The organism is Streptomyces xylophagus (genome assembly GCF_000716435.1).
Lineage (GTDB): Bacteria > Actinomycetota > Actinomycetes > Streptomycetales > Streptomycetaceae > Streptomyces > Streptomyces xylophagus.
In genome coordinates, this window is sequence record NZ_JNWO01000016.1 from 67,216 (window position 1) to 81,062 (window position 13,847).

The following is a 13,847-nucleotide window of genomic DNA, read 5'->3' on the forward strand; positions in this document are numbered from 1 at the left end:
TTTGACTCCGCTGGATGGTTGTCGGGTGCGGGTCGTTGGGGGCTGGTCGCGCAGTTCCCCGCGCCCCTAAAGACGGGGCGCGGGAACCCAGGGCGTTTTACGGTGCGGTCAGCGGGCCGTACGCGTCCGGGCGGCGGTCGCGGTAGAACTGCCAGCGGTCGCGGACCTCGCGCAGTTTCGCCAAGTCCAGGTCGCGGACGACCAGTTCGGGCTCCTTGTCGCTGGCCACCTCGCCGACGAACTGGGCCTCCGGGTCGACGAAGTAGGTCGTGCCGTAGAAGTCGTTGTCGCCCAGCTCCTCGACACCGACCCGGTTGATGGCGCCGACGAAGTACTCGTTGGCGGCGGCGGCAGCGGGCTGCTCCAGCTGCCACAGGTAGGCGGACAGTCCACGCGAAGTCGCCGACGGGTTGAAGACGATCTCGGCGCCCGCGAGGCCCAGCGCACGCCAGCCCTCCGGGAAGTGCCGGTCGTAGCAGATGTAGACGCCGATCTTGCCGACCTTGGTGTCGAAGATCGGCCAGCCGCTGTTGCCCGGGCGGAAGTAGAACTTCTCCCAGAATCCGGGGACTTGGGGGATGTGGTGCTTGCGGTACTTGCCGAGGTACGAGCCGTCCGCGTCGATCACGGCGGCCGTGTTGTAGAGGACGCCGGGCTGCTCCTCCTCGTACATCGGGAGGACCAGGACGATGCCGTGTTCCTTGGCGAGCGCCTGGAAGCGCTTGACGATCGGGCCGTCCGGGATCGCCTCGGCGTACTCGTAGAACGCCTTGTCCTGGACCTGGCAGAAGTACGGTCCGTAGAACAGCTCCTGGAAGCACAGGACTTGAGCACCCTGCGCGGCCGCGTCGCGGACCGCCTGTTCGTGTACCTGGATCATGGACTCCTTGTCGCCCGTCCAGGCTGTCTGGAACAGGGCGGCACGAATCACGGTGCTCATCGGGACCTCCGGTCGCTAGGTGTGCGAGGAGCCTAGGAAGTCCGGAAGTCGTCTTTGAGTTGCACGGTGTCACGTCTGCGGAGGCGCGGCGTTCCACGGTGTCACCCTGTCGTGGCCGCATGTTTCACCGCCGTTTTCGCAGGTAGTCCCATGTTTCACCCCTGTTGCGCGTCGTGCGCGAGGAGCGCGATGTGCACCGAGGCGGCCTGCTCGAAGTCGTCGAGATCCACCCCGAGCCGGCCTTCTATGGCCTCCAGCCGGCGGTACAGCGCGGGCCGGGAGACGTGGTGGAGCTGCGCGGTGCGCGACTTGTTGCGGCCGGTGGCCAGATAGGTGCGCAGTACGGCGAGCAGGTCCTCGTCGGCCGCGCACAGCAGCCCGTCCAACTCCCGCTCGGCGAACGACTGCACCTGCGGGTCGTCCCGCAACAGCCGGATCAGGCCGCGCAGATGGACATCCTTGAGGCGTACGACAGCGGGGAGTTCGAGGGCGTCGCTGGAGTCGGCCACGGCGTCGGCGACATGCTGTGCCTCACGCAGCCCGGCGGGCACGTCGTCCCAGACGGTGCGCTGCCCGGCGGCGGCCACTACGGCCTTCAACGCCCCGGACTCGGTGCGCAGGCGGCTCGCGAAGTGTGCGGCGAGAGCGTCCGCGTCCTGGTCCCGGGGCAGGCTGAGCAGGACGGCGGTGACACCGTCGGCCAGTTCGGCGACTAGTCCGGGGAGCCCCAACAGCCGTAGCACTCGGTCGAGTTGGGCCGTGTCGCCGTCGCGTACGACCATCGGTACGAAGGTGCGCCGGTTGACCGGGAGTCCGGCGGCGCGGGCGCGGGGCAGGAGTTGGCGGGCCGGTACGACGCCGCTCGCCAGGTCGGTCAGCAGGCTCTGGGCGGACTGCTCCTCCCAGGTGTGGGCGGAGCCGCCGAGCATGCGGTGCAGGACGAGGGCCTCGGCGGCGCGGTCGGCGAGGAGGCGCCCGGTGGCGGTGTCTCCTCGGTAACCGCAGAGCATGATCTGGCCCCAGCGCTCGCCGCGTCCGCCCAGTTCGGCGCGGATCCAGCCGTCGCCCTCGTTGCCGCCGGCCTGCCGGGCGATCCGCTCCCAGTCGCGCAGCACGTCGTCCACGGCCGACCGCTCCCCCGCCGTGGCGAGGACACGATGGGCGAGGTTGGTGACGACCACTGGGCAGGCGCTGTGCGCGGCAACCTCGTCGAGCAGGCTCTGCAGCGGGGCGCCGCCGGTGATGAGTCCGGTGAGCGCGGTCCGTACGGCCTCGGAGAGGCTGACGGCGGCGAACTTCCGCCGTACCAGCCGGGATTGGACCTCTTCCGTCAACTCGGCGAAGGGGAAGGGGCGGTGGAGCACCACCATGGGCAGTCCGCATCGCTCGGCCGCGCGGCGCATCACGTCCGGCGGGGCGGGGAAGGCACGGCCGAGACCGAGGACGACGGCCGAGGCCTCCGCGCGGTGCAGAGATTGGATGTACTCGGCCTGGGCCGCCTCGTCACCGGCGAGGAGCACCCCGGTGGTGAGGACCATCTCGCCGCCGGTGAGCATCACGCCGACGTCGGCGGCCTCGGCGACGTGCACCCAGCGCACGGGCCGGTCGAGTTGGCTCGCGCCGGCCACCACCTCGGGTTCCCCGGCGAGGACCCGTTCCAGGCCGAGGACCTGGCGCACCGACAGGGCGGGCTCCAGGGTGTCCAGGTTTCCCAGGGTTCCCAAGGTGGTGGTCATGATGGTGTTTCCCTTGTTCAGCTTGCGCTACTGCGTGCTCCTCAGAGCCTGTTCGAGGATCGCGGCGCCCTCCTCGGCCTCCGCGACGGTCAGGGACAGCGGTGGGGCGAGGCGCAGGGCGCTGGTGTTGTGTCCGCCGCCCTTGCCGATCAACAGGCCGCCCTCGCGGGCCGCTTCGAGCACGGCGGAGGCGGCTTGCGGATCGGCCTCGTCGGTGCCCGGTTTCACCAGCTCGATGCCGATCATCAGCCCGCGCCCGCGCACCTCGCGTACGCCGGGATGCTTCGCCGCGGCGGCCCGCAGCCGCTCGATGAGGAGGCCGCCGACGCGCCGGGCGTTGCCCTGGAGGTCGTGCTCCAGCAGATAGGTGAGGTTGGCGAGGCCGGCCGCCATGGTGATCTGGGTGCCGCCGAAGGTCGAAATGCTGTTGGAGTCGAGGCAGTTCATGATGTCGGCGCGGGCGACGACACCGCCGATGGACATGCCGTTGCCGATGCCCTTGGCGAAGGTGAGGATGTCCGGCGGACCGTTCTGCGCGTGCGCCTGCCAGCCCCAGAAGTGGTCGCCGGTGCGGCCCCAGCCGGTCTGCACCTCGTCGGCGATCCACAACACCCCGCGCTCGGCGAGGACTTCGCGGAAGGCGGCGTACAGGCCGTCGGGCGGTGAGGTGAACCCGCCGACGCCCTGGACGGGTTCGGCGATGAGGGCGGCGGGCGGCCGTACGTGACCGAGCAGATCCTTCAGGTCCTCCACGCAGGCCGCGATGAACTCGGCGTCGGACAGGTGGGCGTAGGGTCCGCGCGTCCGAACACCGCCGTGGACGTACAGCGTCTGGAGCGGGGACAGCGAGGTCGGGGACCAGCCGCGGTTGCCGGTGATGCCGACCGAGCTGAAGGAGCGGCCGTGGTAGCTGTTGCGCATGGCCAGGATCTGGTTGCTCTGCCGGTAACTCGTCGCCAGCATGAGGGCGGTGTCGTTGGCCTCGGTGCCCGAGGTGGTGAAGAAGACGCGGGCGTCGGGGATGCCGGACAACTGCGCGACGCGCTCGGCGAGTTCGACCATCGGCCGGTTGAGGTAGAGCGTGGACGAGTGGAGGATCCGCCCGGCCTGCTCGCTCACCGCCTTGGTGACCTCGGGGAGCGCGTGCGCGGTCATGGTGGTGAGGATGCCGCCGAAGAAGTCGAGGTACTTGTTGCCCTCGGCGTCCCAGACGTGCCGGCCCTCACCGTGCGTGATCTCCAGCGGGTCGTCGTAGTAGAGGGCGAGCCAGTCCGGGAGCACGGCCTTGTGCCGTCCCAGCAGATCCTTGGTCACGGCTGCACCAACCCTTCGTAGGCGTCGGGACGACGGTCGCGGTAGAACGCCCACTGCTGGCGTACTTCCTCGATCAACCCGAAGTCCAGGTCGCGGACGACGAGTTCCTCGTCCTTGTCACTGGCGACGTCGCCGACGAACTGGCCTCGCGGGTTGACGAAGTACGACGTCCCGTAGAAGTCGTTGTCCCCGTACTCCTCCTGTCCAACCCGGTTGATCGCGGCGATGAAGTACTCGTTGGCGACGGCTGCCGCCGGCTGCTCCAGCTGCCAGAGGTAGGCGGAGAGGCCGCGCGAGGTGGCGGACGGGTTGTAGACCAACTGGGCGCCGTTGAGGCCGAGTTGGCGCCAGCCCTCCGGGAAGTGGCGGTCGTAGCAGATGTAGACGCCGACCTTGCCGACCGCGGTGTCGAAGACGGGCCAGCCGGCGTTGCCCGGCCTGAAGTAGTACTTCTCCCAGAAGCCCTTGACCTGCGGGATGTGGTGCTTGCGGTACTTGCCGAGGAAGGTGCCGTCGGCGTCGATCACGGCCGCGGTGTTGTAGTAGAAGCCGTCCTGCTCGACCTCGAAGACCGGGACGACGATCACCATGCCGGTCTCGCGCGCGAGCTGTTGCATACGACGCACGGTCGGCCCGTCGGGCACCGGCTCGGCCCAGCTGTAGTGCTCCGGTTCCTGGACCTGACAGAAATAGGGGGCGTTGAACACTTCCTGGAACCCGATGATCTTGGCACCCTGACGGGCCGCCTCGCGGGCGTGTTCCTCGTGTTTCGCCACCATGGACTCGGTGTCGCCGGTCCAGGTGGCCTGGACCAGAGCGGCGCGTACGACGTTGGCCATGAGCTGCTCCTTCGACGGGACCTCAGAGCCTCTACGCCCGTAGACAAAGGCCGTAGAGGGATGAACGTAAGCCTCCGGAGGAGCCTTGCCAAGACCATCGTCGTTAACCCGCGGAGTCGATCGCGTTTCACACTCCGGTGGGTGAGCCGCTGCGCCGGGTAGCCGGGTCGAGCGCCCCGTAAGGGGCGCGGGCTGTATCGATATGCGGCTCCGCCGCGTGGGCGCGACAAGCCCCCACCGGCGCGCAGCCGACAAACGACGTACCCAGCGGAGCGCTCACGCGCTGAAGCCGGCTACCCGCAGCGCATGGACCAAGTCCCAGTGGCATTCGTCCGAGACACCCTGGGCGGCCTCCACCAGGAGCGGGACGAGCTGCTGCGGGTCGGCCGCGACGCTGCGGGCCGCCTCCTCGGGGGTGCGGACCCGGACGTAGGCGTCGAGAAGGGCACGGATCTCCCGGCGGCGCCCCTCCGCGGCCAGCGCGAGCACGGCCTCGCCTATCTCACCGGCGGGGCGGGCCACGCCCTGCCGGAGGATCTGCTCCCCGTCCGCCGTACGGCCCGCCGCGACCAGCGCGTCCGCCGCGCCGACCAGCCGGTCGGCGGGCAGCGAGGCGGCCTCCCACAGCAGCGTCGCCCAGTCGGCGCCGAGCCCGGCGCGCTGGAGCTCCGCCGCGAGCAGCGGGAAGCGCGCGGCGGGCCAGTACGCGGCCTCGACGAGCAGCGCGTGCGCCTCGCCGCTACGGCCCTCCCGTCGCAGCCCCACGAGCCGCTGAACGGCCTCCACGGTGCTCTGCCGGGCCTCGGCGTCCAACGGCTCCCGCTTCGGCTGCGACCGCTCGACCGGCCTGGCGGCCCCGGCGAAACGGGCTCCGCGCGGGCTGCGGCGGGCGGCGGGCGCCTGCGCGGGAATCTCCGGTACGGCGGCTGTGGGGTCCGGGGCCGGGGTGGCGGCGGTGTCGTCCTCGACCATGCCGGCGAAGCGGGCGCTGCCCCGGCGGCGCTTGCGTTGCTTGGGGGCGGGGGCCTGGTCGGCGGCGGTCTGGTCGGGGGACGCGGACGCGCCGGTGGCGTCAAGGGTGGTGTCGGGGCTCGTGAAGCCGCCCGTCGCAGGGGCGGCCGGGTCCGGGTTGCCGTAGCCGGAATCCGGGTTGCCGTAGTCGGGATTCGCGCGCTCGAATTCCTCGTAGCCGCGACGCGCGTCCGGGGTCCCGCCGCCCCGGTGTGTCCCCTCGTAGCCGACGTGATCGCGGGTCGCGTTGTCCGGGTGCCGGTAGTCGGGGGTCGTGCCGCGCCCGGCAGCGTCGTATCCGCCCGGCCCGTTGTCCTGGCCGGGGCCCGGTGCGTACTCCGGGTCGCGCTGGCGGGGCAGTCGGCGCGGGGCCTGATTCCGGTCGTACGTGACATTGCTCTGGTCGTACGCGGGGCTGTTCTGGTCCTGGTAGGTGTCGTCGACGCGGAACACGTTGCCGTGCCGGTCGCGGTGGACGCCCCGGTCACCCCGGTCGCGGACGCGGTTGTCCAACTCCTCGATGCGGGCGCGGAGTTCGGCGCAGCGGGCGATGGCGCGTTCGTGGTCGTCGTGGGCCCAGGCGAGGTCGAGGCGGAGGGCGTCGGCTTCTTCCCGGGTACCGGCGGAGTTGAGCAACCGCCCCAGTTCCGACTGCCGTTCGGCCGCGTACTTCTGCTCACGGAGCATCACGTCGAGCCGGTCGCTCAGGGCGTCCCGGCTGCCGGGCCGGGCGTCGAACGCGGTGAGCGCCGCCGCGTGGAGGGTGCGGGCCCGGTTCTTCTCCTGGCTCGCGACGCCGTGGCCGTACTCCGCCGCGAGGTCCTGGAGGAGGGCTTCCACCACGTCCCAGGGCGGTACTTCACGCCCGCTCAGACAGGCCTGCATGCCATCGGGATCGCGCTGCCAGAACACCCCGCACCAGCCGCCGCCCTGGTCCAGGCGCGCCAGAAGTCCGTCGAGATAGTTCGCGAACTCCCGCACCTGCCCGGGGAGTTGATCCACAGCCATGCTCCAACTCCCGCCAGACCGGAGTACTCCGGTCCGTAGAAAACACCATTTGTGTTACGACGCGGCTACGGAAGCTTTTCGAGCCGGGCGCAGAGAGCTCGGAGCCTACGCCTCCCCACTGTGCGCCCGCCGGGTTCACGCCGGATCCGCCGCCTCCCGGACGGTCGCGGGACGGGCGAGCCGCCCCCGGGACAGGGCCAGGACCAGGGCACCCGCACTCACCCCGCAGGCACCGAGCGCCGCCGCGACCGGCAGTGCGGAATCGGCGAGGAGCAGTCCCGTGACGGCAGATCCGGCGGCGATCCCGGCGCCGATCAGGGTCACCAGCCAGGCGAAGGCCTCGGTCACCGTGCCGTCCGGGGCGAGTTGACCGACCAGCCCGAAGGACACGGTCAGCAGGGGCGCGAAGAAGACACCGGTACCGACCGCCACGAGACAGGCACCGGCGGGCCCCGGCACGAGCGCGACGAGCCAGTACGCGGCGGCCATTCCGGCACACAGCAGTACGGCCTTCAGCGGTGCGTCGGCGGTCCAGCGCAGGGCGCCGTAGGCAACGGCCCCGAGCAGCGCGCCGAAGGCCGACAGGGACATGAGCAGGCCCGCACCGCCGGGCACGGGGTGCTGCTCGGCGTAGGCGACGCTGAAGACGTTGAAGCCGCCAAGGGCCCAGCCCGCCCCGAACAGGGCGAGCAGCAGCAGAAGCAGGTCGGGGCTGCGCAACGGGCCGAGCCAGTGCGCGTCGCGGGTCTCGGTCCGCCACTCGCGGGAGGGCCGGGCGGTGGCCATCACCAGGGAGCCGAGCAGGCCGAGACCGGCGGCCAGCCACAGGGCGAGCGGCGCGGGCCCGAGCGCGGCGACACCGGCGACGGCCAGCGGCCCGGCGATGAAGACGACCTCCTGCGCCCCGGCGTCGACGGCGTACGCCGCCTGCACCTGCTCCTCGGCCACCAACTCGGGCCACAGGGCGCGCAGACAGGGCTCCAGGGGCGGCGCGGCGGCACCCGCGACGACGGCCCCGGCGAGGGTGCCGTAGACCGAGCCCGGGGCGAGCGCGAGGAGGGCGTACCCCGCACCGGACACCACGGCGGACACGACGAGCACACGCGGCTGCCCGGTGCGGTCGACCACCCGCCCGAGCAGCGGGCAGCCGATCGCCCCGGCCACGGCGAACACACCGGTGGCGACCCCGACGAGCCGATAGCCCGCACCGGCCTCGCGCACGGAGAGGGCGATGGCGAGGGCGGCCATGGCGCTGGGCAGGCGGCCGACGAGGGAGCCGGCGAGCAGTCGTAGGACATGAGGCCGCCGAAGCAGGGTCAGATACGGCACACGTCTCCCGTCGGGCGCGGTCGCTCTCTCCGCCTCAGGCCGCCAACGGCGCGCACCTGACCACGAGTTCGTCCATGGACAGCCCGAGCGCGTCGGCGAGGGCGGCGACGGTGAAGAAGGCGGGCGTGGGAGCCCGGCCCGTCTCAATCTTGCGGAGGGTTTCCGCCGAGATGCCCGCGTTCGCCGCCACCTCCGTCATGCTGCGGCCACCACGGGCCTCGCGGAGCAACCGGCCGAGCCGTTCGCCGCGTTCGTGTTCTTCGGGAGTGAGCGGGGTGCGTACCATGCCGTCATTCTAATACCGGTATAGTAATTGGCATGGTGGAACTCAAGACGGACACGTCTATCGATGCGATGTACGAGGCGGGCCAGGTCGTGGCCCGCGCCCTCACGGCCGTGCGGGAGGCCGCCCACGTGGGCGTATCCCTGCTGGAACTGGACGAGTTGGCGCACGACGTGCTGCGCGCTGCGGGCGCCGGTTCCCCCTTTCTCGGCTACCGCCCGTCCTTCGCGCCCACCCCGTTCCCGGCGGTCGTCTGCGCCTCGGTGAACGACGCGATCGTGCACGGCATCCCGGACGGCTACCGCCTGCGCGACGGTGACCTCGTCTCGATCGACTTCGGCGCCAAGCTGGCCGGCTGGGCCGGCGACTCGGCCATCAGCTTCATCGTCGGCAAGCCGCGCCCCGCCGACGTGCGCCTGATCGACACCGCCGAGCGCGCCCTCGCGGCGGGCATCGCGGCGGCCGTCGTCGGCAACCGCGTCGGCGACATCGCCCACGCGATCGGCACGGTGTGCCGCACGGCCGGCTACGGCATCCCCCAGGGTTTCGGCGGCCACGGCATCGGCCGCCAGATGCACGAGGACCCGGCGATCCCGAACGAGGGCCGCCCCGGCCGGGGCCTCCCCCTCCGCCACGGCATGGCCATCGCGATCGAGCCGATGCTGATCGCCAGCGGCAAGGACGGCTACCACGAGGCACCCGACGGCTGGACCCTCCGCACGAACGACGGATCGAGGGCGGCCCACGTGGAACACACGGTGGCGATCACGGAGGCGGGACCAAGGGTGCTGACCGAGCGCCATTGAGGAAGCCCACCTTCTTTTAGGGGCGCGGGGAACTGCGCGACCAGCCACAACGGGCCCGCAGACGAAAGGAAACCCAAACCACCCCAAATCTGCACATGCCCCACGCAGCGCCCCGTGCCATGGTGGATTGATGACCAGCGGCTACACCAACCCCGAAAACGACCCCTTCGGCGAGTTCCTGGCCCGGTTCTTCGGCGGAGCCAACGGTGCCCGCCCGGGCCCACGTGACATAGACATCGGCCGCCTACTCAGCCAACCGGCCAGGGACCTCGTCCGAGGCGCAGCCCAGTACGCCGCAGAACACGGCAGCCACGACCTGGACACCCAGCACCTCCTCCGCGCAGCGCTCTCCGCCGAACCAACCCGCGACCTCCTCGCTCGCGCAGGCGCAGACCCCGACTCCCTCGCCGCGGAGATCGACGAGCGCTCCGGACCCGCCCAACCCCCGGAGGGCACGTCACTCTCGCTCACGCCGGCGGTCAAACGCGCCCTCCTGGACGCCCACGACCTGGCCAGGGCGGGCGGCACCGGCTACATCGGCCCCGAGCACGTCCTCGGCGCGCTCGCCGCGAACCCGGACTCCGCCGCCGGCCACATCCTGAACGCGGCCCGCTACGCCCCCACGGGTTTGCCGCCCGAGGCCCCGGACGGCGCGCTGCCGCGCACGGACCAGCCCCGCCCCACCGGCACCCCCACCCTCGACAAGTACAGCCGCGATCTCACCGACCTGGCCCGCCAGGGCCGTATCGACCCGGTGATCGGACGCGACGAGGAGATCGAGCAGACCATCGAGGTACTGTCCCGGCGCGGCAAGAACAACCCGGTGCTGATCGGCGACGCGGGTGTCGGCAAGACCGCGATCGTGGAGGGCCTCGCGCAGCGCATCACGGACGGCGATGTGCCGGACGTGTTGGTAGGGCGGCGAGTCGTCGCACTCGACCTCACCGGCGTGGTCGCGGGCACCCGTTTCCGGGGCGACTTCGAGGAGCGGCTGACGAACATCGTCGGTGAGATCCGCGCCCACTCGGACGAACTGATCGTGTTCATCGACGAGTTGCACACCGTGGTCGGCGCGGGAGGCGGCGGCGAGGGCGGTTCGATGGACGCCGGGAACATCCTCAAACCGGCCCTCGCCCGGGGCCAGTTGCACATCGTGGGTGCTACGACGCTGGAGGAGTACCGCCGGATCGAGAAGGACGCGGCGCTGGCCCGCAGGTTCCAGCCGATCCTGGTACCCGAGCCGACCGTCACGGACGCGATCGAGATCCTGCGCGGACTGCGCGACCGCTACGAGGCCCACCATCAAATCCGTTACACCGACGAGGCGTTGGTGGCGGCCGTGGAGCTGTCCGACCGCTATCTCACCGACCGCAGACTGCCCGACAAGGCGATCGACCTGATCGACCAGGCGGGCGCGCGGGTACGGCTGCGGGCACGCACGAAGGGCACGGACGTACGGGCCCTGGAGCGCGAGGTGGAACAGCTCTCCCGCGACAAGGACCAGGCGGCGGCCGACGAGGACTACGAGAAGGCCACCCAACTACGGGACCGGATCGCCGAGTTGAAGGTACGGCTGGCCGAGGCCGGCGGTGCGGACACGGGCGACGAGGGCCAGCACCTGGAGGTCACCGGCGAGGCGATCGCCGAAGTGGTGTCCCGGCAGACCGGTATCCCGGTGAGCAGTCTCACGGCGGAGGAGAAGGACCGGCTGCTCGGCCTGGAGGAACACCTGCACGGACGGGTCGTCGGCCAGGAGGAGGCGGTCCGGGTCGTGTCGGACGCCGTGCTGCGCTCGCGTGCCGGCCTGGCGAGCCCGGACCGGCCGATCGGCAGCTTCCTGTTCCTCGGCCCAACCGGCGTAGGCAAGACGGAACTTGCCCGCGCGCTCGCCGAGTCCCTGTTCGGCAGCGAGGACCGCATGGTTCGCCTCGACATGAGCGAGTACCAGGAACGCCACACGGTCAGCCGACTGGTGGGCGCCCCGCCCGGCTACGTCGGCCACGAGGAGGCCGGTCAACTGACCGAGGTGGTACGCCGCCACCCGTACTCGCTCCTCCTCCTCGACGAGGTCGAGAAGGCGCACCCGGACGTGTTCAACATCCTGCTCCAGGTGCTGGACGACGGCCGGTTGACCGATGCGCAGGGCCGCACGGTCGACTTCACCAACACGGTGATCGTAATGACCAGCAACCTCGGCTCCGAGGCGATCACCCGGCGCGGTGCGGGCATCGGTTTCGGCCCGGGCGGCGCCGACGCGGACGAGGAGGCACGGCGCGAGCAGATCCTGCGCCCGCTGCGCGAGCACTTCCGCCCCGAGTTCCTCAACCGCATCGACGAGATCGTCGTCTTCCGCCAGCTCACGGCGGAGCAACTCCGTCTGATCACGTCGCTGTTGCTGGAGCACACCCGCCGCCTGCTGCACGCGCAGGGCGTAACGGTCGAGTTCACGGACACGGCGGTCAATTGGCTCGCGGAACACGGCTATCAGCCGGAGTACGGCGCCCGACCACTGCGGCGGACCATCCAGCGGGAGGTCGACAACCAACTGTCGCGACTGCTTCTGGACGGCACGGTCGCAGAGGGCGATCAAGTGACGGTAGACGTAGAGGTCGATCGCTTGGCGTTCAACAGGCAGAACCAGTCGAGCGCCCCTGCCTGAGGCGCCCCGTCAGGGGCGCCTCAGGCAGGGGCGCGGGGCTGTATCGATTTGCGGCTCCGCCGCGTGCGCGCGACCAGCCCCCACACCCCCGCAGACCGCGAACTACGGAGCCGGATCCACCACCTGCGCGGACCCCCCACCCCGCCGCACCGTCTCCGCCGCCGCCAGCCACTTCCCACCCGGCAGCCGTTGCACACCCGTCGCCGCCCCGATCTCCGGATTCAGGGTGAACGAGTGCCCGATAGCTTGCAGCTGCGTCTTCAAGTCACTGTTGTAGAGCGCCGGTTCGAGCTCCGTGTTGGCCGCGTTGCGCTGACTCGCGCGCGGCGCCGCGATCGCGTCCACCAGCGGAAGCCCCCGGTCCAAGAACTCCGTGAGGGTCTGCAGCACGGTGGTGATGATGGTCGCGCCACCGGGTGAACCGAGCGCCACGACAGGCTTGTTGTGCTTGTCGAGCACGATCGTCGGCGAGATCGAGGAGCGCGGGCGCTTGCCCGGCCCCGGCAGGTTCGGGTCGTGGACGGCCGGGTTGGCCGGGGTGAAGGAGAAGTCGGTCAGCTCGTTGTTGAGCAGGAAGCCGCGGCCGGGCACGGTCATCGCGCTGCCGCCGGTCTGCTCGATGGTGAGCGTGTAGGAGACGACGTTGCCCCACTTGTCGGCGACCGTGAGGTGCGTGGTGTTCTCACCCTCGTAGGTCGTCGGGGCGGCCGTCCCGGTGGCGGTGCAGGCCGTCGGGTGGCGCGGGTCGGCGGGCGCCAGCGGGCTGGTGAGCACCGCGTCGTCCTTGATGAGGCAGGCGCGCGAGTCGGCGAACTTCTGCGACAGGAGTTCCTTCGTCGGTACGTCCTCGAAGGCGGGGTCGCCGACCCAGCGCCCCCGGTCCGCGAACGCGATCCGGCTCGCCTCGATGTAGTGGTGCAGGTACTGGACCTCGCTGGCCTTCGAAAGGTCCGTCTTCTCAAGGATGTTGAGGGCCTCGCCGACGGTCGTGCCACCGGAGGAGGAGGGCGCGATGGAGTAGACACCGAGTCCGCGGTACGACGTCTTCGTGGGCGCCTGGAGTTTGGCGCGGTAGGCCGCGAGGTCCTTGGCGGACAGCTTGCCGGGGCGGGCGTTCCAGCCGGAACCGGCGCTCACCTTCGGGCTGTTCACCGTGGCCAGAATGTCCTTGCCGAGGTCGCCGTGGTAGATCGCGCCGATCCCCTTCTTGCCCAACTCCTTGTAGGTCTTGGCGAGTTCGGGGTTCTTGAAGGTGGAGCCGACGACGGGGAGCGCGCCGCCCGGCAGGAACAGCTTGGCGGTGTCGGGGAAGTAGCGGAAGCGGGTCTCGTTGGCCGCCGTCTGGGTGCGGAAGGTGTCGTCGACCGTGAAGCCGTCGCTGGCGATCCGCTCGGCGGGCTTGAGGACCGTACCGAGCTTCTTGCGGCCCCACTTGTCGAGCGCCGTCTGCCAGGTGGCCGGTGTGCCCGGGGTGCCGACGCCGAGGCCGCTGCTGACGGCGTCGGCGAAGGCGAGGGCCTTGCCGTTCTCCACGAAGAGGTTCGAATCGGCGGTCAGCGGCGCGGTCTCGCGGCCGTCGATGGTGTGCACCGTACGGGACTTGGCGTCGTAGTAGACGAAGTAGCCGCCTCCACCGATGCCGGAGGAGTAGGGCTCGGTGACGCCGAGCGCGGCGGCGGTGGCGACGGCCGCGTCGACCGCGTTGCCGCCCTTCCTCAGGACCTCGATACCGGCGGCGGTGGCGTCCGCGTCGACGCTCGCCACGGCGCCGCCGTAGCCGACGGCGACCGGAACCTTCGTCGGTGTGCTGCTCACCTCGGCCGGTGGGGCACCTGCCCCGACCGACACGACGGCGGCCGAGACCGCCAGGACCGACAGTTTCCGTGCCACAGGGCGACGCATCCGTACCTCCAGTCCAGAAC

10 protein-coding genes are annotated in these 13,847 nt (G+C 70.9%); 2 read left to right on the top strand and 8 right to left on the bottom strand.

Annotated features, from left to right (window positions below; genetic code table 11):
* Window positions 1-97: 97 nt before the first annotated feature.
* The 7 genes from OO70_RS31835 to OO70_RS31865 all read right to left on the bottom strand — a co-directional run bounded on the left by OO70_RS31835 (window position 98) and on the right by OO70_RS31865 (window position 8,463).
* Complete coding sequence (locus tag OO70_RS31835; protein ID WP_019071248.1) at window positions 98-940, bottom strand: nitrilase-related carbon-nitrogen hydrolase; 843 nt, start codon at window positions 938-940, stop codon at window positions 98-100.
* 155 nt (window positions 941-1,095) lie between these two features.
* Window positions 1,096-2,676, bottom strand: a complete 1,581-nt coding sequence (locus tag OO70_RS31840) for a PucR family transcriptional regulator (RefSeq protein ID WP_043678723.1) — start codon at window positions 2,674-2,676, stop codon at window positions 1,096-1,098.
* A gap of 27 nt (window positions 2,677-2,703) precedes the next feature.
* Window positions 2,704-3,990: an aspartate aminotransferase family protein gene (locus OO70_RS31845; RefSeq protein ID WP_043678725.1), complete on the bottom strand. Its 1,287-nt coding sequence runs from the start codon at window positions 3,988-3,990 to the stop codon at window positions 2,704-2,706.
* Window positions 3,987-4,829: a nitrilase-related carbon-nitrogen hydrolase gene (locus OO70_RS31850; RefSeq protein ID WP_043678727.1), complete on the bottom strand. Its 843-nt coding sequence runs from the start codon at window positions 4,827-4,829 to the stop codon at window positions 3,987-3,989. The genes OO70_RS31845 and OO70_RS31850 overlap by 4 nt, the downstream gene beginning before the upstream one ends.
* 276 nt (window positions 4,830-5,105) lie before the next feature.
* Window positions 5,106-6,848: a hypothetical protein gene (locus OO70_RS31855; protein WP_043678729.1), complete on the bottom strand. Its 1,743-nt coding sequence runs from the start codon at window positions 6,846-6,848 to the stop codon at window positions 5,106-5,108.
* Window positions 6,849-6,983: 135 nt separating this feature from the next.
* A complete protein-coding gene (locus tag OO70_RS31860; RefSeq protein WP_043678731.1) occupies window positions 6,984-8,177 on the bottom strand; it encodes an MFS transporter in 1,194 nt (397 codons plus the stop codon).
* A 34-nt stretch (window positions 8,178-8,211) separates the two neighbouring features.
* Window positions 8,212-8,463 carry a helix-turn-helix domain-containing protein gene (locus OO70_RS31865; RefSeq protein ID WP_043678733.1) on the bottom strand — a complete coding sequence of 84 codons (252 nt, stop codon included), beginning with the start codon at window positions 8,461-8,463 and terminating at the stop codon, window positions 8,212-8,214.
* Between the two features lie 32 nt (window positions 8,464-8,495).
* On the opposite strand from OO70_RS31865, the gene map reads away from it, so the two are divergent.
* Both map and OO70_RS31875 read left to right on the top strand, forming a co-directional pair.
* Complete coding sequence (gene map / locus OO70_RS31870) at window positions 8,496-9,266, top strand: type I methionyl aminopeptidase (protein WP_043678735.1); 771 nt, start codon at window positions 8,496-8,498, stop codon at window positions 9,264-9,266.
* A gap of 130 nt (window positions 9,267-9,396) precedes the next feature.
* On the top strand, window positions 9,397-11,925 hold the full coding sequence (locus tag OO70_RS31875; protein ID WP_043678737.1) for an ATP-dependent Clp protease ATP-binding subunit: 2,529 nt from the start codon (window positions 9,397-9,399) through the stop codon (window positions 11,923-11,925).
* Between the two features lie 102 nt (window positions 11,926-12,027).
* On the opposite strand, the gene ggt is transcribed toward OO70_RS31875, so the two are convergent.
* Window positions 12,028-13,827: a gamma-glutamyltransferase gene (gene ggt, locus OO70_RS31880; RefSeq protein ID WP_199827449.1), complete on the bottom strand. Its 1,800-nt coding sequence runs from the start codon at window positions 13,825-13,827 to the stop codon at window positions 12,028-12,030.
* Window positions 13,828-13,847 lie beyond the last annotated feature (20 nt).